General features: G+C 36.1%; 20 protein-coding genes. 18 read left to right on the top strand and 2 right to left on the bottom strand.

All coding sequences use genetic code 11. The features are described from left to right. The 11 genes from ccoS (at position 1) to CDH49_RS07580 (ending at position 11,646) form a co-directional block, all read left to right on the top strand. Entirely contained in the window at positions 1-186 is a 186-nt protein-coding gene (gene ccoS / locus CDH49_RS07530; RefSeq protein WP_100614874.1) for a cbb3-type cytochrome oxidase assembly protein CcoS, read from the top strand. Positions 187-197: 11 nt separating this feature from the next. Continuing rightward, positions 198-2,381: a cytochrome-c oxidase, cbb3-type subunit I gene (gene ccoN, locus CDH49_RS07535; RefSeq protein WP_100614875.1), complete on the top strand. Its 2,184-nt coding sequence runs from the start codon at positions 198-200 to the stop codon at positions 2,379-2,381. Between the two features lie 19 nt (positions 2,382-2,400). Further along, a complete protein-coding gene (locus CDH49_RS07540) occupies positions 2,401-2,589 on the top strand; it encodes a CcoQ/FixQ family Cbb3-type cytochrome c oxidase assembly chaperone (protein ID WP_100614876.1) in 189 nt (62 codons plus the stop codon). Beyond that, positions 2,586-3,518: a cbb3-type cytochrome c oxidase N-terminal domain-containing protein gene (locus CDH49_RS07545; RefSeq protein WP_100614877.1), complete on the top strand. Its 933-nt coding sequence runs from the start codon at positions 2,586-2,588 to the stop codon at positions 3,516-3,518. The genes CDH49_RS07540 and CDH49_RS07545 overlap by 4 nt, the downstream gene beginning before the upstream one ends. Before the next feature lie 118 nt (positions 3,519-3,636). After that, the gene (gene ccoG, locus CDH49_RS07550; protein ID WP_100614878.1) at positions 3,637-5,061 is read left to right on the top strand and encodes a cytochrome c oxidase accessory protein CcoG; all 1,425 of its coding nucleotides are present in this window, start codon (positions 3,637-3,639) and stop codon (positions 5,059-5,061) included. A 208-nt stretch (positions 5,062-5,269) separates the two neighbouring features. Next, positions 5,270-5,716 carry a FixH family protein gene (locus CDH49_RS07555; RefSeq protein WP_100614879.1) on the top strand — a complete coding sequence of 149 codons (447 nt, stop codon included), beginning with the start codon at positions 5,270-5,272 and terminating at the stop codon, positions 5,714-5,716. Position 5,717: 1 nt separating this feature from the next. Beyond that, positions 5,718-6,419 carry a sulfite exporter TauE/SafE family protein gene (locus tag CDH49_RS07560; RefSeq protein WP_100614880.1) on the top strand — a complete coding sequence of 234 codons (702 nt, stop codon included), beginning with the start codon at positions 5,718-5,720 and terminating at the stop codon, positions 6,417-6,419. 137 nt (positions 6,420-6,556) lie between these two features. After that, positions 6,557-7,231, top strand: coding sequence for a TetR/AcrR family transcriptional regulator (locus tag CDH49_RS07565; protein WP_100614881.1), 675 nt, complete (start codon positions 6,557-6,559; stop codon positions 7,229-7,231). Between the two features lie 2 nt (positions 7,232-7,233). Then, positions 7,234-8,904, top strand: coding sequence for a peptidase domain-containing ABC transporter (locus CDH49_RS07570; RefSeq protein WP_100614882.1), 1,671 nt, complete (start codon positions 7,234-7,236; stop codon positions 8,902-8,904). Further along, positions 8,897-10,255: an HlyD family secretion protein gene (locus tag CDH49_RS07575; protein WP_100614883.1), complete on the top strand. Its 1,359-nt coding sequence runs from the start codon at positions 8,897-8,899 to the stop codon at positions 10,253-10,255. Before CDH49_RS07570 ends, CDH49_RS07575 begins: the two co-directional genes overlap by 8 nt. Further along, the gene (locus CDH49_RS07580; RefSeq protein ID WP_100614884.1) at positions 10,255-11,646 is read left to right on the top strand and encodes a TolC family protein; all 1,392 of its coding nucleotides are present in this window, start codon (positions 10,255-10,257) and stop codon (positions 11,644-11,646) included. The genes CDH49_RS07575 and CDH49_RS07580 overlap by 1 nt, the downstream gene beginning before the upstream one ends. Positions 11,647-11,707: 61 nt before the next feature. Here the strand turns inward: CDH49_RS07580 and CDH49_RS07585 are convergent, their stop codons facing one another. Both CDH49_RS07585 and hemN read right to left on the bottom strand, forming a co-directional pair. After that, positions 11,708-12,541, bottom strand: coding sequence for a universal stress protein (locus CDH49_RS07585; protein ID WP_100614885.1), 834 nt, complete (start codon positions 12,539-12,541; stop codon positions 11,708-11,710). 157 nt (positions 12,542-12,698) lie between these two features. Next, the gene (gene hemN / locus CDH49_RS07590; RefSeq protein WP_239970613.1) at positions 12,699-14,066 is read right to left on the bottom strand and encodes an oxygen-independent coproporphyrinogen III oxidase; all 1,368 of its coding nucleotides are present in this window, start codon (positions 14,064-14,066) and stop codon (positions 12,699-12,701) included. Positions 14,067-14,314: 248 nt separating this feature from the next. On the opposite strand from hemN, the gene CDH49_RS07595 reads away from it, so the two are divergent. From CDH49_RS07595 to CDH49_RS07630, 7 genes are all read left to right on the top strand, one after another. After that, positions 14,315-14,890 carry a superoxide dismutase family protein gene (locus tag CDH49_RS07595; protein WP_100614886.1) on the top strand — a complete coding sequence of 192 codons (576 nt, stop codon included), beginning with the start codon at positions 14,315-14,317 and terminating at the stop codon, positions 14,888-14,890. A 305-nt stretch (positions 14,891-15,195) separates the two neighbouring features. Further along, positions 15,196-15,735, top strand: a complete 540-nt coding sequence (locus tag CDH49_RS07600; protein ID WP_100614887.1) for an RNA polymerase sigma factor — start codon at positions 15,196-15,198, stop codon at positions 15,733-15,735. Further along, a complete protein-coding gene (locus CDH49_RS07605) occupies positions 15,725-16,531 on the top strand; it encodes an anti-sigma factor (RefSeq protein ID WP_100614888.1) in 807 nt (268 codons plus the stop codon). Before CDH49_RS07600 ends, CDH49_RS07605 begins: the two co-directional genes overlap by 11 nt. Before the next feature lie 109 nt (positions 16,532-16,640). Beyond that, a complete protein-coding gene (locus tag CDH49_RS07610; protein WP_100614889.1) occupies positions 16,641-17,825 on the top strand; it encodes a tyrosine-type recombinase/integrase in 1,185 nt (394 codons plus the stop codon). 63 nt (positions 17,826-17,888) lie between these two features. Beyond that, positions 17,889-18,641, top strand: coding sequence for a toxin-antitoxin system YwqK family antitoxin (locus CDH49_RS07615; RefSeq protein WP_100614890.1), 753 nt, complete (start codon positions 17,889-17,891; stop codon positions 18,639-18,641). A 147-nt stretch (positions 18,642-18,788) separates the two neighbouring features. Further along, the gene (locus CDH49_RS07625) at positions 18,789-19,091 is read left to right on the top strand and encodes a hypothetical protein (RefSeq protein WP_100614892.1); all 303 of its coding nucleotides are present in this window, start codon (positions 18,789-18,791) and stop codon (positions 19,089-19,091) included. Positions 19,092-19,121: 30 nt separating this feature from the next. Continuing rightward, on the top strand, positions 19,122-19,739 hold the full coding sequence (locus tag CDH49_RS07630; protein WP_157805282.1) for a hypothetical protein: 618 nt from the start codon (positions 19,122-19,124) through the stop codon (positions 19,737-19,739). The last annotated feature ends 222 nt before the right edge of the window (positions 19,740-19,961 follow it).

Genomic DNA, 19,961 nt, shown 5'->3' on the forward strand with positions numbered 1-19,961 from the left:
ATGAGTGTTATTTATGTTTTATTAACGATAAGCATTATTGTAGCTATTGGCTTTTTTATTGCTTTTATAATAGCTATAAGAAACGGACAATTTGACGATAGTTACACCCCATCTGTTCGCATGCTGTTTGAAGACGAACTCATTAAAGAAAAATCCAAAAAATCAATACTAACCAAAAAAGATTAACAACCACAACTATGGAAATACAGCAATTTCAATACGATAATAAAATCGTTAAAAACTTTATCTATGCCACCATGCTTTGGGGTGTTGTAGGTATGTTGGTAGGTTTACTTCTTGCCTTTTTGTTTTTATTCCCAAACTTAACCGATGGCATTTCCTGGCTAAGTTTTGGTCGTTTACGACCATTACACACCAATGCCGTTATTTTTGCTTTTGTGGGTAATGCTATTTTTGCGGGGGTTTACTACTCTACACAACGCTTACTTAAAGCCAGAATGTTTAGCGATGTATTAAGCAAAATCAACTTCTGGGGTTGGCAACTTATTATTGTTGCGGCTGCCATAACCTTACCGTTAGGTTATACCTCATCAAAAGAATACGCTGAATTGGAGTGGCCAATAGATATTGCTATCGCCGTGGTATGGGTGGTTTTTGGATGGAACTTAATTGGTACCATATTAAAAAGAAGACAACGCCATTTATATGTTGCTATTTGGTTTTACATAGCCACATTTGTAACCGTTGCCGTATTACATATTTTCAACAGTTTAGAACTTCCTGTAAGTGGTTTAAAAAGTTACTCGGTTTATGCAGGAGTGCAAGATGCCTTGGTACAATGGTGGTACGGGCATAATGCCGTAGCATTCTTTTTAACAACACCGTTTTTAGGATTGATGTATTATTTTGTACCTAAAGCAGCTAATAGACCTGTGTATTCTTACAGACTTTCCATTATTCACTTTTGGTCGTTAATCTTCATCTATATTTGGGCAGGCCCACATCATTTATTATATACAGCCTTGCCAGAATGGGCACAAAATTTGGGTGTTGCGTTTTCGGTGATGTTATTAATGCCATCTTGGGGCGGTATGATAAACGGATTGCTAACACTACGTGGTGCTTGGGACAAAGTACGTGTTGATCCGGTTTTGAAATTCATGGTCGTTGCTATTACTGGTTATGGTATGGCAACGTTTGAAGGGCCAACATTATCACTTAAAAACGTAAATGCCGTAGCCCATTTTACCGACTGGATTATTGCCCACGTACACGTTGGAGCCTTGGCTTGGAACGGTTTCCTTACGTTTGGTATGATTTACTGGTTGGTTCCAAGACTTTTTAAAACCAATCTATATTCCATTGGATTAGCAAATCTACATTTCTGGATTGGCACCCTAGGTATCATTATGTATGCATTACCATTATATGTTGCTGGATTTACCCAATATTCCATGTGGCAACAGTTTAACCCTGATGGCACCTTAGTTTACGGAAACTTTTTAGAAACCGTTACCGAAATCATGCCTATGTACTGGATGCGCGCCATTGGTGGGACATTATTTCTTACAGGTATGCTCATCATGGTTTACAATGTAATTATCACCATAAAACAAGGTAGTCGTGTTGAAGATGAATTGGCTGAAGCTGCTGCCCTAGAACGAGTTACCAAAAAACGTACTGCTGGTGAAGGTTGGCACTCTTGGTTAGAGCGCAGACCGGTACAATTAACCATCCTAGCTACTGTTGCCATATTAATTGGTGGTATCATTCAAATTGTACCAACCATTATGGTAAAATCGAACATTCCCACTATTTCAAGTGTTAAACCATACACGCCTTTAGAATTGGAAGGGCGTGATATTTACATTCGTGAGGGCTGTGTTGGTTGTCATTCACAAATGATTCGTCCGTTCAGACATGAAGTTGAGCGCTATGGAGACTATTCTAAAGCTGGTGAATATGTGTACGACCATCCATTTTTATGGGGAAGTAAACGTACGGGGCCAGATTTACATAGAATTGGTGGCAAATATTCTGATAACTGGCACTTTAACCACATGTACGACCCACAAAGTACCTCATCGGGTTCCATCATGCCTCGTTACCAATGGTTGATTAGTGATGAATTGGATAAATCGTTAACCGAAACCAAAATGAAAGCAATGGTGTCTTTAGGGGTTCCTTATACCGAGGAAGATATAGCCAATGCTCAAGAGCATATGCTGAAGCAAGGGACCGACATTGAGAAAAAATTATATACCGATCCGGATTTTGTGAATTCTTATGAAGCTGACAAAAAATATGCTACCGAAAATGGCGAAACTTTTGTTGAAATGAGAAACAGGGAAATTGTTGCCATGATAGCCTATTTGCAGCGCTTAGGCACCGATATAAAAGTAGAAACCAATCAACAATAACCATCAAAACAATTAGATTATGTTAAAATTCATAAAAGGTCACATGGAGAGTATGGAGGGTATAGAGATTTACCCCATCCTATCACTTCTCATTTTCTTTATCTTTTTTGTAATTCTTTTTTGGTGGGTGTTTACAGCTAAAAAAGACTATATCAAAACCGTAAGCCATATTCCATTAGAAAACCACCAAAACGACACAGAACTATGAGACATTTAATTCCATCATGGATACGCGTACCAATTGTATTCTTTATCATTTTCGGACTGACCGAATATGTGATAGATTCTGGCGACCAACCTGCCTTCATGGTATATCCGGCCGTACTGTTATTTCTTTTATTGGTATTGCTAATATTGATTGCCATTGAAGCCATAACAAGTGCTTTAGAAAACGTTATGTTACACAAACTCGACGCAGAATCCAAAGTACGTTTTTTAGCCGAAAAAGAAAACAACTATAAATTCACTTGGTTAAAAAATATTTACAAAAAGCTTGTCGGTGGCAAACCCATTGAAGAAGAAGGCGAGATTATTTTAGACCATAATTACGACGGTATAAGAGAGTTAGATAACAACCTACCACCATGGTGGCTATATGGATTTTATATCTCCATCATATTTGGTGTTGTGTATTTATTAAGATACCATGTGTTTAATGGGGCTAACCAGTACGATGAATTAGAAACCGAATTAGTGGAAGCCAGAGCAGCTATTGAAGCCTACAAGAAAACCGCTAAAGATTTGGTGGATGTTAATACCGTAACCTTGCTTACCGATGCTGCCGATTTGAGTGCTGGAAAAGCGATCTTTGAAACCAATTGCATAGCTTGCCATATGGCAGATGGTGGTGGTGGTATTGGTCCAAACCTAACCGACCAACATTGGATTTTAGGTGGTGATATTAAAAGCATATTTAATACCGTTAGTGAAGGGGGCCGTTCCGGTAAAGGGATGATTGCCTGGAAACAACAATTAAAACCACTTGAAATGGCTCAAGTTTCTAGTTATGTGTTAACTTTTCAAGGTACTACACCAGCCAATCCGAAAGAAGCAGAAGGTGATCTTTGGGGAGATAGCACTACGGAAGTTGCTCCTCAAACCACAACAGATACAATACAAGCAGTGACTAATCAATAGCATGTCAGTTCGAGTGTTCCGATTTCTATCGGAATGTATCGAGAACACTCTCACAATGGTCTCGATATAAATTTAAAAAATTCACTCGACATGACATCTATTTAGAAAAACAACAACATTGGAAACACCAGAAAACGAAGTATTTAGAGATTCCATTAGCACGGTTACCAATGAGGGCAAACGCGCTTGGATATTCCCTAAAAAACCTAGTGGAAAATTCTACACCTACAGAAAATGGGTAAGCTATTTATTGTTGGCTTTTTTATTAACTGCGCCATTTATAAAAATAAACGGCAACCAATTTTTAATGTTCAATATTTTAGAACGCCGTTTTAATATTTTCGGATTTCCATTTTGGCCACAGGATTTTTTTCTGTTCGTAATTTCCATGATTATTGGCGTGGTGTTTATTACGCTGTTCACAGTGGCATTCGGACGCATTTTTTGCGGTTGGATTTGTCCACAAACCATTTTTATGGAAATGGTGTTCAGACGAATAGAATATTGGATTGAAGGCGACAGAGGCAAGCAAATACGGTTGGCCAAACAACCTTGGAACGCCGAAAAAATAAGAAAGAAAGGATTAAAGCTGATTATTTTCCTTTTCATTTCCTTTGTGATTGCGAATGTGTTTTTAGCATATTTAATAGGTAGCGATAAATTGATAAGCTATATAACCGACAATCCACTCAACCACATAAGCAACCTTATATCCTTACTCATTTTTACGGCTGTTTTTTATTTTGTATTTGCATGGTTTAGGGAACAAGTTTGCGTGATTGCTTGTCCGTATGGCAGGCTGCAAGGCGTGTTACTGGATAATAAATCGATTGTGGTGGCTTACGACCACAAACGCGGGGAAGGCGAAAACGGCAGGAAAAAAATCAAGAAGAATGAAGACAGACAAGCTTTAGGCCATGGTGATTGCATCGATTGTTTTCAATGCGTACATGTATGTCCAACAGGTATTGATATTCGAAATGGCACACAACTAGAGTGCGTAAACTGTACCGCTTGCATCGATGAGTGCGATAGCATCATGGAAAGTGTTAACCTGCCTAAAGGTTTGATAAGATACGCCAGTGAAGATAATATCGAGAAAAAAGCACCTTTTAAATTGACCGCAAGAATCAAAGGCTACATTGCCGTTCTTACTATTTTAACGGGGCTGCTAATTGGGATGCTCTTTTTAAGGAACGATGTAGAAGCCACTGTTTTAAGATTACCAGGACAATTGTTTGAGCATAAAGAAAATAACATCATTAGCAATGTGTTCACCTACAAACTCATAAATAAAACTACGAATGATATTAACAATGTGAGTTTTAAATTGATGTCCCATAAAGGCGACTTAAAGTTGGTTGCGACCAGCAATAGTTTTACGGTTCCTAAGCTTGGCATTGCGAAAGGAACACTGTTTGTTGAAATTAATAATGCCGCTTTAACTGGCGATAGAAATAACATAAAAATTGGTGTTTATCAAGGCGACAAATTAATTGAAACCACGACGGCTAATTTTTTAGGCCCTCGGAGTTATAGATAGGTGGTGATAGATGGTTTCTAGTTGTTGGGTCTTGGGTGATGGGTGTCAGTTCGAGTGTTTTATGAAGCATGAGCAAAATGTATCGAGAACAAATAAAAACACTATGTAAAACGCAACCTTATCCAGATAATTATTGGGAAATGATTATCATAAAAAATATAATTATTAACTAAAAATAGATTCCTGCCTTCACAGGAATGACAAGATTATGAAAATAAATTGGGGAACAGGGATTGTATTGGCTTTTATAGGGTTTATAGGCTTTATCATGTATTTCATCATAACCATAAATGTGGATGATAAGTTTGACCACGACTTGGTAACTGAAGATTATTATGCGGAAGAACTAAAATACCAAGAGGATATTGATAAACTACACAATGCCAAAAATTTGAATGAAAATATTAGTTATAAACGAACCACTGAAGGCTTGCTTCTTGTGTTTCCTAAAAATATAGATTTAAGTAAGATTACTGGACATGTGTTCCTATATAGACCATCTAACAAACAATTAGATTTTGATACGGTTATTTCATTATCTAATCATTATTTGCTCATACCTGACAAACGTTTGGTAGATGGTCGCTGGAACATTAAAGTGGATTGGCAATACAACGGCCAATCCTATTTATACAAAGAAACCATACATTATTAATATGCTCATTTCGGCATTTGTATTCGGATTATTAGGAAGCTTTCACTGCGTGGGTATGTGTGGGCCTATTGCTTTTATGCTGCCTTTAAACCGAACAAATACCTTCATAAAAATATCACAAATTACCCTTTACCATTTAGGAAGGCTGTTGGCTTACAGCATGATTGGATTGGCGTTTGGACTTATCGGGAAAAGCCTCTATCTTTTTGGTTTTCAACAACAACTATCCGTTATTATTGGGTTGCTAATGATTGCTGTTGTGCTAATTCCCTATCAAACTTTCAGCAAATACAATGCCTCTAAGCCCATCTTCAAAATCATTTCGAAAATTAAGTCGGCTTTAGGTTCGGCATTAAAAAAGAAAACCCCAGAAACCTTTTTAACAATTGGATTTCTAAATGGCTTTTTACCCTGCGGATTGGTATATATGGCTGTGTTTGCCGCCATTGCCAGTGGTAATGCTTTAAGTGGTAGTTTGTATATGGCCCTTTTTGGCTTGGGCACCATTCCGTTAATGACGACAGCAATTTATTTTAGCCATTTTTTAAAGGGAACTATGCGACAAAAAATTCAGAAAGCCATTCCTGTATTTGTTGTTATTATTGGGCTTTTATTCATTCTTCGGGGTTTAGGGATGGGCATTCCTTACCTCTCTCCTGCCCCAATACAAGAAGTTGTATCCACTAGTATGGATTGCCATTAATATTCTTTTAAAAACTAATAATTTCAATCTTATACTTTCAAACAATAGTTTTTAATTATCATGGATTGATAAATATGATAGCTTTATTCCCTATATTAATAGTAATACTATTATATTTGCAATTAAATTAAAATATTGTGCAAACATTACTATCTAATTTAAGAATATCAGTTCCGGGGAATATATTTCTTAAGGACCCTGAGTCGTCCGAATTAGGGAAACGTATTATTGAAAATAGCATTCTTTTAATTGACGATATTGGTTTTGATGCCTTCACTTTTAAAAAATTGGGAGAAAAAATAGGCTCTAACGAAAGCTCCATTTATCGTTATTTTGAAAGTAAACACAAATTACTTTTATATTTATCGTCTTGGTATTGGGGCTGGATAGAATACCAATTGGTTTTTGAAACACATAGCATTTCCAACAATAAAGAAAAATTATTAAAAGCTATTGATATTGTTTGTAAAACAATAAAAACAGACCATAGCTATAGGCACATCAATGAAGTTGCTCTTAGTAACATCATTATAAACGAAAACTCAAAATCTTTCTTAACCAAGGAAGTGGACCAAGAAAACAAGGATGGTTATTTTGTTATTTACAAACGCATTGTTAAACGTTTAAGTGACATTATTCAAAACACACAACCTGCTTATCCGTTCTCCGCTTCTTTAGCAAGCACCATTCTTGAGGGCAGTTTGCATCAACATTTTCTGAAGGATCATTTTAAGTCCATTACTAATTGTAACGACACTATAACACCTTCAGAATTCTATATAAATCTCACCATAAATACCTTAAAATTATAAGTATGGAGCAACCAACAATAACACCTTGGCAACGATTAATAGGTCTCATGCAACTAGAAAAAAGGGATATACGACAAATATTCTATTATGCCGTTTTCTCGGGTATCGTAGCCTTATCGCTTCCGTTGGGCATCCAGACCATAATTAACTTAATACAAGGGGCACAAATATCAACATCGTGGGTGGTTCTAGTGATTTTGGTGACATTGGGAGTCGCCTTTTCTGGGGCATTACAACTTATGCAATTACGCATTATTGAAACCATACAACAACGTATTTTTACAAGGTCTTCCTTTGAGTTAAGTTATCGCTTTCCTAAAATTAAAACTTCAGAATTGCGTAACTATTATCCTCCTGAATTAGCAAACCGGTTCTTCGATACCTTAGCTATCCAAAAAGGATTGTCTAAAATACTTATTGATGTACCAACGGCGCTTCTGCAAATTCTTTTTGCACTACTATTGTTGTCCTTTTACCATCCATTTTTCATCATATTCGGAGTCTTATTACTAGTTCTTATATTCATCGTTTTTAAATTTACCGCCAAGAGAGGTCTAGAAACCAGTTTGGTAGAATCTAAAAACAAATACAAAGTGGCCCATTGGATCCAGGAAATTGCCCGAAGCATTACCAGTTTCAAACTGTCGGGGAATACAAGCTTAGCATTAGGGAAAAACGATTATTTGGTATCAAAATATCTAGAATCCCGAGAAAGCCATTTTAAGGTTTTAATGATGCAGTTTATACAAATGGTGAGTTTTAAAGTGATTGTTACGGCAAGTTTATTACTCATTGGGGGTGCTTTGGTACTGAATCAACAAATGAACATTGGGCAATTTGTAGCTGCCGAAATCATTATTTTATTGGTTATTGCTTCAGTAGAAAAGTTGATACTTGGATTAGAATCTTTCTACGATGTGTTAACATCCCTTGAAAAATTAGGAGAAATAGTTGATAAGGACATCGAAAATCAAGAAGGTGAAAAACCTGTTTTTAACGGCGATATTACCATAGAATTAAACGAGGTTTCCTATAGAGTTCCAGATAGGGATAGTCCTGTTATGTACAATATATCACTTAAAATAAATTCGAAAAGCAGAATTTTAATCCTTGGTGAAAGTGGCGCTGGCAAATCTACTTTATTACGCCTTATTGCTGGTATTATAGAGCCTACGGCTGGCCATATTTACATTAACAATTTATCCGTAAATAGTTTAAATTTAAATCATTATCGAGCACATTTAGGCTTATCGTTAACAGAAGAATCTCCTTTTGACGGCTCCATTAAAGATAATTTAACCTTTGGAAATCCTAATATAAGTGATGACACCATTTTTGATGTTTTAAACAAAGTGGGACTCATGGAGTTTATAAAGGAACAATCCAAGGGATTACAGACCATTTTAAATCCAGATGGTAAACAGATGTCGCACACGGTTTCTAAAAAGATTGTTTTGGCAAGGGCCATTTTAAAAAATCCGAAAGTTATCATTTTAGAAGATGCCCTTGATAGGTTTAATCCAACAGAAACCAACGCTATTATAGATTACTTAACCCATCCCGATAGACCTTGGGCGCTCATCGTTGTCAGTGGCAACGACAGTTGGAAATCTAAATCTTCTCAAATAATTCAATTGGAAAAGGGTGAAATTAAAAACATAGACCATGCTTAACATCTCTCACAATACAGTAAACCAATATGTAGATTTAAATAAATATAAGTCTACCCATCATATATTTAACAAGCCTTATTATAAACAATTCAACAAATTCTTGCTTGCTATGGCGATTATTGTATTTATCGTGCTTTTTTTACCATGGACTCAAAATATTACCGGACAAGGGCAAGTAACGACCTTAAAACCAAATCAGCGTCCGCAAACCATACAGTCACAAATACCTGGCCGTATTGAAGAGTGGTTTGTTAATGAAGGGGATTTTGTAAAACAAGGCGATACCATATTAAGAATCTCTGAAATAAAGAGTGAGTATTTTGATGATAAATTAGTAGAAAGAACCAGTGACCAAATTGTAGCTAAATCATCATCCGTTGATGCTTACCAAGGTAAAGTTGGCGCATTAAATAGGCAAATTGCCGCCTTGTTAAATGAACAAAAATTAAAGTACCAACAAACACAGAACAAGTTGTTGCAAGCCCACTTAAAGGTGAAAAGCGACAGTATAGATTTGGAAGCCGCAAAAACCAATATTACTATCGCAGAACGCCAATTTAACCGAACCCAAACATTACAGGACGAAGGACTAAAAGCCGTGAAGGATGTAGAAGACATGCGTTTGAAACTTCAAGAAACCCAAGCCAAGCTCATATCGCAAGAAAACAAATACTTGGCAAGCAAAAACGAGGTTATTAATGCCCAAATTGAATTATCCAGAATCAACGCCGAATATGCCGACAAAATTTCCAAATCGCAAAGCGATATGTTTACGGCGCAGTCCAGTGGATTTGATGCTGAAGCCCAAGTGACCAAATTAGAGAATGAGTATACAAATTATGTAAAGCGAAATAGTTTATTGTACGTGACAGCTCCACAAAGCGGCTATATAAACAAAGCATTAACAGGTGGCATAGGCGTTACCTTTAAAGAAGGTGAAGCCTTGGTAGGCATCATGCCACAACAATATGATTTAGCGGTAGAAACGTATGTTAGGCCTATCGATTTACCCCTGCTGCACATAGGTGAAAAAGTCCGTGTTCAATTTGATGGTTGGCCTGCTATTGTTTTTAGCGGCTGGCCCAATGCCAGCTACGGTACTTATGGCGCTAAAATAGTTGCCATAGAAAACTTTATTAGTGCCAATGGGAAATACAGGGTGTTATTGGCACCAGATGAAGTCGATTATAAATGGCCAGAAGCCATACGTGTAGGCTCTGGCGCATACACCATTGCGCTTTTAGAAGACGTTCCTATTTGGTTTGAGTTATGGCGACAAATAAATAGTTTCCCACCCAACTATTACCAACCACAAGGCAGTACTGAAACCGCTTCAAAAAAAGATAACTAATGAGGGTTTTTTTAGTAATTATATGTTTTTTCACGAGTCTTTTTACATCTGCCCAAAGCGACAGTATAATTAGCCTGTCGGAATACTTAGGCTATGTAAAATCTTTTCATCCCATAGTAAAACAGGCGAACTTAATCATAAATGAAAGTGAAGCCAAATTAATGAAGGCCCGTGGCGCATTCGACCCCAAACTGGAAGCGGATTATGATAGGAAAAAGTTTGATGACACTGAATATTACGATAAGTTGAATGCCGCATTCAAGATACCTACTTGGTATGGTGTTGAGCTAAAAGGCAATTTTGAAGAAAATGAAGGCGTTTATTTAAGCCGAGAAGCTACCGTTCCTGAAGGTGGTTTGTATAGCGCCGGTGTGTCTGTTTCCCTCGCTAGAGGCTTTTTAGCAAACGAGCGGATGACCATGTTAAAACAAGGCAAATTGTTTGTCAACCAAGCCAAAGCAGATAGGCAATTATTAGTAAACAACATTTTATACGAAGCCACTTTAACCTACTTTAATTGGCTTAAAACCTATAATGAAAAGCGTGTTTATGAAGATTTTCTTGAAAATGCGGACATGCGATTTAATGGCATTAAAAAGAATTATGAAGTGGGCGAAATGCCTGCCATTGATACGTTGGAAGCACGTATTGCCTTGAACGATAGAAAATTAAATCTTGAAAAATCGAATATTAAATACATAAAAGCTTCTTTGGAATTATCCAATTATTTATGGCTTGATGATAATACACCCATTGAAATCAAAGAGCACATTACTCCAGACATCAATACTCTTGAAACTATTGATGAGACACTGAATATGTCGTTGCTAAACCTGGAAGATTTAGATTTGGAAAACCACCCGAAGCTGCAATCGTTGGATTATAAATTTCAAAGCTTAACGTTGGAAAAACGCTTACAATTAAACAATTTACTTCCTAAAATAGACTTGCAGTACAACTTTTTATCCCAAACACCAGAAGTGATGCAGTCGTTTAGCACATCGGCATACAAAAGCGGATTGAATATTAGTTTTCCTTTGTTTTTAAGAAAGGAACGTGCCGATTTAAAATTGGCCAAACTTAAACTTATGGATACGGAATTTGAAATCATGGCAACAAAAATCACATTAAAGAATAAAATAGATGCCATAACCCAAGAATTGGATTCTTATATCATACAAAACAATTATACCAATACTATTGTAGCAGATTATAACATCATGTTGAATGCCGAAGAACGTAAATTCTTTTTAGGTGAAAGTTCGCTATTCTTAGTAAATTCCAGGGAATCAAATCTTATAAATGCAAAACTAAAAGCCATTGAACTGGAATATGACTTTTTTAAAACCAAGGCAACATTATTTAATGTACTGGCACCTCCTGTAGAATAAAAAAGAGCTATTGCATTGCTACAAAGCTCTTTTTCCCAAGCTAAACTAACCAAAGGTTAATTTAAATCTTAAATGTCATAACCGGTACATCGGCATGGTTGGCAATATCTTCGCCAATACTGCCTTCAAAAAAGCTTGCCAATCCTTTTCTGCCGTGGGTTGGTATTAAAATTAAATCGGCTCCAATCTTGTCGGAAAAATTCAAAATCCCTTCTTCAACCGTATAATCGCACACATAATACACATCGCTCATTTTATCTAGATTTCTATCGGCTTTAGTTAAAAAATTGACTACCATTTTCTCTATTTCAGTAGATGTTTTAAAACTGTTATTAGGCAAGTTTACATGAACCATATGCAATTTACAGTCCAGTTTTTGCATCATTTTAACAGCATTTAAATAAGGCCGTATGGTTTCTTCTGAAAAATCGCTAGCAAAAATGGCCGATTTAAAGTTTAGATGCTTCATGTCATTTTTTATCACCAAAACTGGTACATCTGCATGCCTCACCACGCGCTCTGTATTGGAGCCTACAAATAAATCCATAACGCCGCTTGTGCCGTGTGAACCCATAATTATAATATCGGCATCATGATTTCTAACGATCTCGTTAACTTCACTAAATACCTTAAAATGTTTAATAATGGGTGTAACCTTAATATCTTTTAAATAGTCTTTTTTAAGAAAGTCTTCAAATCGTTGTTCTGCCAATCTATAAAAGAAAATGGTTTTTTCATCTATGAAACCTTCAGAAGATGTTAGCATGACATCTGCCATTTCCAACATGTGCAAAGCTAAAATTTCAGCTTTAAACTTTTTAGCAAGCTTAGCTGCTGCTTTAAGAGCAAATTCTGAATGTTCAGAAAAATCTAAGGGGACGATGATTTTTTTCATAAGTAAATATTTATTGTTTAGATTCTCAAATTTACAATAAAACAATCTCAATTTTATTGTTGACATTCAATCATTTAACTAGTGTCACTCATTAATTTTGAGATACTGAAACGATCCCGATAGCTATCGGGACAGCATGACAAATCATTATCAGTAATCAAACCGTCATAGAAAACAAGTTCGTATCTGGTTGTTTTCGTTGCAACAACAAATCGAAAGCCATACAAATGTTCCTAACAAAGGGCCGGCCTTTTACAGTAACCTCTATACTGTTTACGCCAATATGGATTAGCCCATCTAGTTCCATTTCCTTCAAACGGGAAATGACGTCGGGAAGTTCTTTAAAATAAAAAGAATTTTCCGCCCAAGACGTTTTAAAACGGCACATTAAATTAAGAATGTGCTTTCTAATTATTAAATCTTCTTCATTTAAAATATGCCCCCTTTGTACCGGTAACCTATTTTCTTTCAGTAAACGGTAATAAGCTTCAAGACTTTTTTCGTTTTGCGAAAACGCATATAAACTATCACTTATGGCAGACACCCCCAAACCAATCATGGCTTGGGTTTTTGATGCTGTATAGCCCATAAAATTTCTATGCAATTGCCCTTCTACCATCGAATGGTATAAGGAATCTGTAGATAAAGCAAAGTGGTCCATCCCAATTTCGGTATAACCCACTTCGGCTAACAGTTTTTTGCCTAATTCGTACTGTTTTCTTTTAATCTCGGGCGTTGGTAAATCATCATCATTAAATCCGCGTTGTCCGTTGCCTTTAATCCATGGTACATGGGCGTAGCTATAAAATGCCAATCTATCTGGAAGCAATGCCTTGGTGTTTAAAATAGTTCGTTCTATGTTTTCCAATGCTTGAAACGGCAAACCAAAAATAATATCGTGCCCAACCGATGTATAGCCTATTTCCCTAGCAGTTTCTGTTACTCGTTTTACATTCTCAAAAGGCTGTATTCTATGTATTGCTTTTTGTACTTTTTCATTGTAATCCTGCACACCATAGCTTACACGTCTAAAACCCACACTATAAAGTGCTTCTAAATGGGCTCGTGTGGTATTATTAGGGTGTCCTTCAAAACTAAATTCGTGATTATCGGCTCGTCTTGAGGTCTTTAAAATGCCTTCAACCAAGCGCTTTAAATTATCTGGACTAAAAAATGTGGGCGTGCCACCGCCAAGGTGCATTTCCTTAATAATGGGTTTTTCGTTAAATAAATCTAAGTATAAATTCCATTCTTTTAAAACCGCATTTAAATAAATATCCTCAACACTATGTTGCTTGGTAATGCGCTTATTACAACCACAAAATGTACATAAGCTTTCGCAAAAAGGCAGGTGGATGTAAAGGCTTATGCCTTCTTTATAATTACTTTCATCAAACGATTTTATTAAAGACGATGTCCATTTTTTCAAAGAAAAGGTTTCCTCATTCCAATACGGCACCGTTGGATAACTGGTGTATCGAGGTCCTGCAATATTGTATTTATTGATCAATGAATTTTGTGGCATCCTTAAACAGTTTATAAACATCAAAAGTATAAGGGATGGCTTCCAAAAAATATGATATAAGTCATATAACCCATTACCATTTTGAAACATGATTGATTAAAAAAATCCTTATCGGCACTCATTTCAACCCTAAAACTGAACGAAGTTAATTAACCCAATTCATTAAAATGGCAACGCATTCGCATATAAAATTTGTAATTGCCTTTATAAAGCACTAACTTTAACCTAAATATTAAAAAACTAAAAAAATGAAAAAACTACGTTACATCATAATCTTAACCGCCTTGAGTTTGGCAGCTTGTAAGAATGAAAAAAAGCAAGAACCAGCTATGGACATTGAGACCGTTGAAACCGAAATGGAAGCATCCATCACTAAAGAATTGAACATAACACTAAACCCAAAAAGCGACAGTAAAGCTACGGGAACTATTATATTTAAAGAAGAAAACGGAACTGTAAACCTGCATGCTATGATTACCGGTTTAACACCGGGCGAGCACGCCATCCACATACATGAAAAATCGGATTGCTCTGCGCCAGACGGTGCATCTGCTGGTGGCCATTGGAATCCAACGAACCAACCACACGGTAAATGGGGTGCCGAAACGGGTTACCATAAAGGCGATATAGGTAATTTTACAGCTGATGAAAATGGTAACGGTATGGTTATGTTTACTACCGATGAGTGGTGCATAGGCTGTGATGATGAGACCAAAAATATTATTGGCAAAGGTGTTATTGTACATGCAGGAGTTGATGACTTTACAACACAACCAACTGGTGATGCTGGTGGCAGAGTGAGTTGTGCGGGGATTATTGAGTAGGTGGTGCTGGTTTCTAGGTACTGGGTCTTGGGTACTGGGTTCCAAGTTGTCGGTTTGAGTGAAATTCTTTTTCAGAAAATTGTATCGAGAACTTAGTTGAATAGCTTCTCGATACAATTTTCTCATACTTCGAAAATCACTCGAAGTGACATTTATGGATTTCGTCTGGGTTTTGGGTGCAGGGCTCTGGGTCTTTGGTCTTGGGTTCAAAAAATCATACCATTGTTATATAAATATTAAAAGCTACTTTAACGAGTAGCTTTTTTATTTTATATTTATTACTTTCGGAAACTTAAATACTTTTGATGCCATTAGATGCCCTCGTAGAACGATTTAAGCAGAAAGACGAAAAAGCTTTTGAAACTCTATACAACATGTATAGCAAAAGTATGCACGGCGTTATTTACAACATTGTTAGGGATAACGATATTGCTGAAGAAGTGATGCAAGATGTGTTTGTAAAGGCTTGGCACAATGCGAGCAGTTATTCTTCGGAAAAAGGTCGTTTTTTCACCTGGATACTAAACATTTCCAGAAATGCCGCTATTGATAAAACACGCTCAAAAAACTTTAAGAACTCAAAACAAAACCTCAATTCCGATTTTTTCGTAGATATCCTCGAAACTAGCGATAGTTTAGATAATTCAACCGACGCCATAGGTATTAAAAAGTTTGTCACCAAACTTGCCGAAAAGTGTAAACAAGTTATAGAACTCTTGTATTTTAAGGGCTATACGCAAAGTGAAGTATCTGAAACGCTAGATATGCCCATAGGTACCGTGAAAACAAGAAATAGGCAATGTATTCAAGAACTTAGAACCATCGTATTGAAAAATGGATATTAAAGCATACATAGAATCCGGCATATTAGAGCTATACGTAGCTGGTGCACTTTCTGAAGCAGAAAATAAGGAAGTGTATGCCCTTATGCAACAACATCCCGAAATTCTACAAGAGGTTTTAGACATTGAATCGGCTATTGTTAAATTAACCGCTAATGTTTCAAAAAGCGACACCAACACATCATTAAAAATCATTAAACGCACCTTAGGTTTTAACGGAACGGATGATGCTAAAGTCATTTCCATGACCAAACCTAAACACAACTGGATTACGTATATTGGTTGGGCGGCTTCCATTATTTTGGGGCTAGGTTTATTGTGGACCGTTACCCAAAACAACCAATTAAAAACCAACATTCAAACTGTTGAAACCCAAAAGTCGCAGTTGGAAATTGAAATTGAATTTGCTAAAACCAATTTAGATAAAGCCAAAACCCTTATTTCGGTGTTGCGCGATGAAAACATTACCCAAGTCCCTCTGGCTGGGCAAGGCAATTTTGCTTCTACATATGCGAAAGTGTATTGGGACACCGACGCCAAGCGTATCTTTTTAGATGTGGACGGTTTACCAGATCCGCCACAAGGCATGGTGTATCAAGTTTGGTCGTTAACCTTAAATCCGTTAACCCCAGTAAGTCTAGGCACACTTGATCAATTCGCTACTGACGATAACAAGATTTTTGAAATAGACAATCCAAACCAAAGTGAAGCCTTTGGAATTACACTAGAGCCTACTGGTGGTAGTGCATCGCCTACTATGGAGCAATTGTATACGTTGGGTGTGGTTGCTTCTAGTTAGGTGCTGGGTGCTGGGTTCTGGTTGCTGGGTTTAAGGTTAAAAAAACAATTAAAAAAATTTATTTGTAAGAATATTTATTTGTATATTTAGGATTATAAATACAAATACATTGACTGCTTTACCTACTGTTACATTACAATCCCAATTCTATAAAGATTCCAACCAGATACTTATTGGGTTTAAGTATGATGAAGCGCTTATTAAATTGGTAAGAACGTTGCCGAATGCCGTATGGAGCAAAACATTAAAAAGTTGGTACATTAAGAACAATCCAGAACATTTAAAGTTGATTTTTTCTGTGTTTAAAGGCCATGCTTTTGTTGATGCTACATTAGTATTCAGCAAGCCAGCGTTAAAACCAAAAACGTTCCCCGAAAAACGACAAAGGCAACTCAGCCAAGACAACAAAAATCTCCTCAATGCTTTTTTCAAATATTTAAAAGGCAAGCGTTATGGTGAAAGCACCGTAAACACGTATTGCTTTTTTATGGCCGAATTTATTGACTTCAACACCCAGAAAGCCATCCATTTTTTGAACAATAGAGATGTGGAACTATTTATTGAAACGGTGTTTATTAAACGGAACTATTCCATAAGTACCCAACGCCAATTTATTAGTGCCCTAAAATTATTTATTGTGTTTTGTCCGGACACCCAAATTAACGATTTGGAATTGGCTCGCCCAAAAAAATCGACCATATTGCCGTCGGTACTGTCGCAAGAAGAAACCATAAATCTGTTGCGATGCACCAAAAACCTAAAGCATAGGGCGATTTTGGCATTACTTTATTCGGCTGGCTTGCGGATAAGCGAACTGCTGAATTTACGCGTAGAAAACATTTTAATACACAGAAAGCAGATTTTAATTAAAAATGCGAAAGGACGAAAGGATCGGTATGCCACGTTGGCGGACAGTTTTTTACCGTTACTTCAAAATTATTTGATGACTTACAGGCCATCGGTTTATTTTGTGGAAGGCAAAAAAGGCTGCCTATATTCAGCAAGCAGTGTTAGGAAGTTTTTAGCGAAATCGTGCCAAGAAGCCCAAATTAAAACAGTAGTTACACCACACACGTTAAGACATAGTTATGCTACCCACCTACTTGAAAATGGCGTTGGCATCAGGTACATACAAGAGCTTTTAGGGCACAGTAAACCAGAAACCACGATGATATATACGCACGTTGCAAGAAAGGATTTGATCAATATTAAAAGTCCTCTAGACCATGCTTTAGAGCAATTATTGGAATCCCAAAAAGGAGAACAAAAAGCCCTATTATCCCGAAATATTTAATGAATAATGAGTATATTTATCCACATATAGCCAGTTGTGGTTAATTATGACAAACCCCCGAAAATGAAGAAAAACCTTTTTCTTATTTTATTAATTCTGACAATAATTTCCTGTAAAAAAGAACAATTTATTACGGAATTTTATCCAAACGGAAATATCAAACTGAAAGTTCAAATTGACAAAGACAGCATTCAAAACGGAACTTACGAAGAATATTATGAGAACGGAGAACTGAAATCTAAAACCAACTATGTAAATGGACAAATCTCCGATTCTCTATTTAACTATTATGAAAATGGAGAAATTAAGGATAAAGGAACAGTAAAAAACAATTTCCCAAATGGTTGGTGGAATTATTACCGTTCTAACGGCGTACTAAAGGAAAAAACTGAATGGATTATTGTTAAAGATAGTTTGCATAAAAATCAATCGATATACTTTGACCAAAAGGGAAAAATCAAATATGACACTAGTTCATTTTTTGAATTAAAGATTCCAGACACAATTCATTTAGACAAAAATATTGCGAGATTTAATTATTATTCTAATTTCAATGTTTACAAAAGACTAATATATGTTGTCGTTGAAAACAAATACTCTGAAAATGAAACTAAACTGGATACTTTTGGTATAAAAGACAATGATTTTTGGTTCGGAGTTTATGGATACAAAAAAGGCAAACAAAATATTAAGGGACAAATTGTCGAGGAACTATATGAAATTAAAAACATAGGAAATGATTCGGCAATTGGAACTGTAAGCAATCACAAAAAATATTTCGAAAAAGAAGTTTATGTCTCGGATAAAAATAACTAACCACAACACCGTGTATAAAAAATTGCTAGTTTTAGCTGGCACAAAGTTTGTTGCTCGTTTGCTGGCTTCCGATTTTCCTTCGGAAAATCCTCGCCCCCAAACACGCAACTTTCCATACACGAACACGTTGGCGTGCATTAGAAAAAAATGATTACGGTAGAAAGAATAAAACAAGAAATAAAAACACAGAATCTTAAAAGCGTAAGCGGAATCGAATCTGACTTGGAATTTCTCTTGTGGGATTTGTCCGAAATGGATGAGCTCAATAAAGGTTATGAAGTTGAAAAATTTCACGGCGGACATTATGCAATTGGCTCAAACGGCGGACTTGAAATACTAACGGTGGAATTTAATACTGGAATAGTTTATAGAATTCCATTTATCTCAACCGACAATAGCGAAAAAATAAAAGTATCGGACTCAATAACTGAACTGATAAAATTAAATTAATAACGACACGCCAACACCGTGTATAAAAAATTGCTAGTTTTAGCTGGCACAAAGTTGGTTGCCCGTTTGCCGGCTTCCGATTTTCCTTCGGAAAATCCTCGCCCTCAAACACGCAACTTTCCATACACGAACACGTTGGCAATAATTATGAAAAACACGATTCTAATTATAATTCTGACTTTCACAATTGGAATGAAAGCCCAAGATTTGACCAAATCTGATTTTAAAAAAACGGAATGGTTCGCGGATAATGAAAATCGGAATTTTTATGAATCGGATAAAATCACTCTAACTCGGATCCTGAAATTTAATAATGAGAATGAAAAATTAAATAAAACTTATATCAAACTTCAACAAAATCAAAACGGAAATATTACGGAATTGAATTTTAAAAATAGTGGAGAATTATTTGTTGAGGACTTAAATGTAGAAAATTGGTCAAATTCAAAACTTATTGGAAAATGGAAATGGAAATTTGATTCAAGAAACCAAGTTCTCAATCTATATTTTAAACGAAAATTATATTCTGCTTTCCGAATTGAATCAAAAAAGAAAGACAGTATTATTTGGAAATTTGAACATAATAATAAAGCGACTGAATCAAAACTTAATTTATTAGTTTTAAATTTAATCCGACTAAAAAAATAACTATTGCCAACACCGTGTATAAAAAATTGCTAGTTTTAGCTGGCACAAAGTTTGTTGCACGTTTGCCGGCTTCCGATTTTCCTTCGGAAAATCCTCGCCCTCAAACACGCAACTTTCCATACACGAACACGTTAGCCACAAGTTGAAAATGAGCAGAATAACCAACAAACCACATCTAATTTTTTGGCTTTCGATTCCTTTAATTGTGCTAAGCGGATTTGT

The organism is Confluentibacter citreus, from assembly GCF_002807055.1.
In the GTDB taxonomy this organism is placed as follows: Bacteria; Bacteroidota; Bacteroidia; order Flavobacteriales; family Flavobacteriaceae; genus Confluentibacter; species Confluentibacter citreus.

Coding starts and splice junctions, on each gene's coding strand:
- CDH49_RS07600 (WP_100614887.1), top strand. CDS start 15,196: ATGCCATTAGATGCCCTCGTAGAACGATTTAAGCAGAAAGACGAAAAA.
- CDH49_RS07605 (WP_100614888.1), top strand. CDS start 15,725: ATGGATATTAAAGCATACATAGAATCCGGCATATTAGAGCTATACGTA.
- CDH49_RS07615 (WP_100614890.1), top strand. CDS start 17,889: ATGAAGAAAAACCTTTTTCTTATTTTATTAATTCTGACAATAATTTCC.
- CDH49_RS07540 (WP_100614876.1), top strand. CDS start 2,401: ATGTTAAAATTCATAAAAGGTCACATGGAGAGTATGGAGGGTATAGAG.
- ccoN (WP_100614875.1), top strand. CDS start 198: ATGGAAATACAGCAATTTCAATACGATAATAAAATCGTTAAAAACTTT.
- CDH49_RS07585 (WP_100614885.1), bottom strand. CDS start 12,541: ATGAAAAAAATCATCGTCCCCTTAGATTTTTCTGAACATTCAGAATTT.
- CDH49_RS07575 (WP_100614883.1), top strand. CDS start 8,897: ATGCTTAACATCTCTCACAATACAGTAAACCAATATGTAGATTTAAAT.
- CDH49_RS07570 (WP_100614882.1), top strand. CDS start 7,234: ATGGAGCAACCAACAATAACACCTTGGCAACGATTAATAGGTCTCATG.
- CDH49_RS07625 (WP_100614892.1), top strand. CDS start 18,789: ATGATTACGGTAGAAAGAATAAAACAAGAAATAAAAACACAGAATCTT.
- ccoS (WP_100614874.1), top strand. CDS start 1: ATGAGTGTTATTTATGTTTTATTAACGATAAGCATTATTGTAGCTATT.
- CDH49_RS07555 (WP_100614879.1), top strand. CDS start 5,270: ATGAAAATAAATTGGGGAACAGGGATTGTATTGGCTTTTATAGGGTTT.
- CDH49_RS07560 (WP_100614880.1), top strand. CDS start 5,718: ATGCTCATTTCGGCATTTGTATTCGGATTATTAGGAAGCTTTCACTGC.
- CDH49_RS07580 (WP_100614884.1), top strand. CDS start 10,255: ATGAGGGTTTTTTTAGTAATTATATGTTTTTTCACGAGTCTTTTTACA.
- CDH49_RS07595 (WP_100614886.1), top strand. CDS start 14,315: ATGAAAAAACTACGTTACATCATAATCTTAACCGCCTTGAGTTTGGCA.
- CDH49_RS07545 (WP_100614877.1), top strand. CDS start 2,586: ATGAGACATTTAATTCCATCATGGATACGCGTACCAATTGTATTCTTT.
- hemN (WP_239970613.1), bottom strand. CDS start 14,066: ATGCCACAAAATTCATTGATCAATAAATACAATATTGCAGGACCTCGA.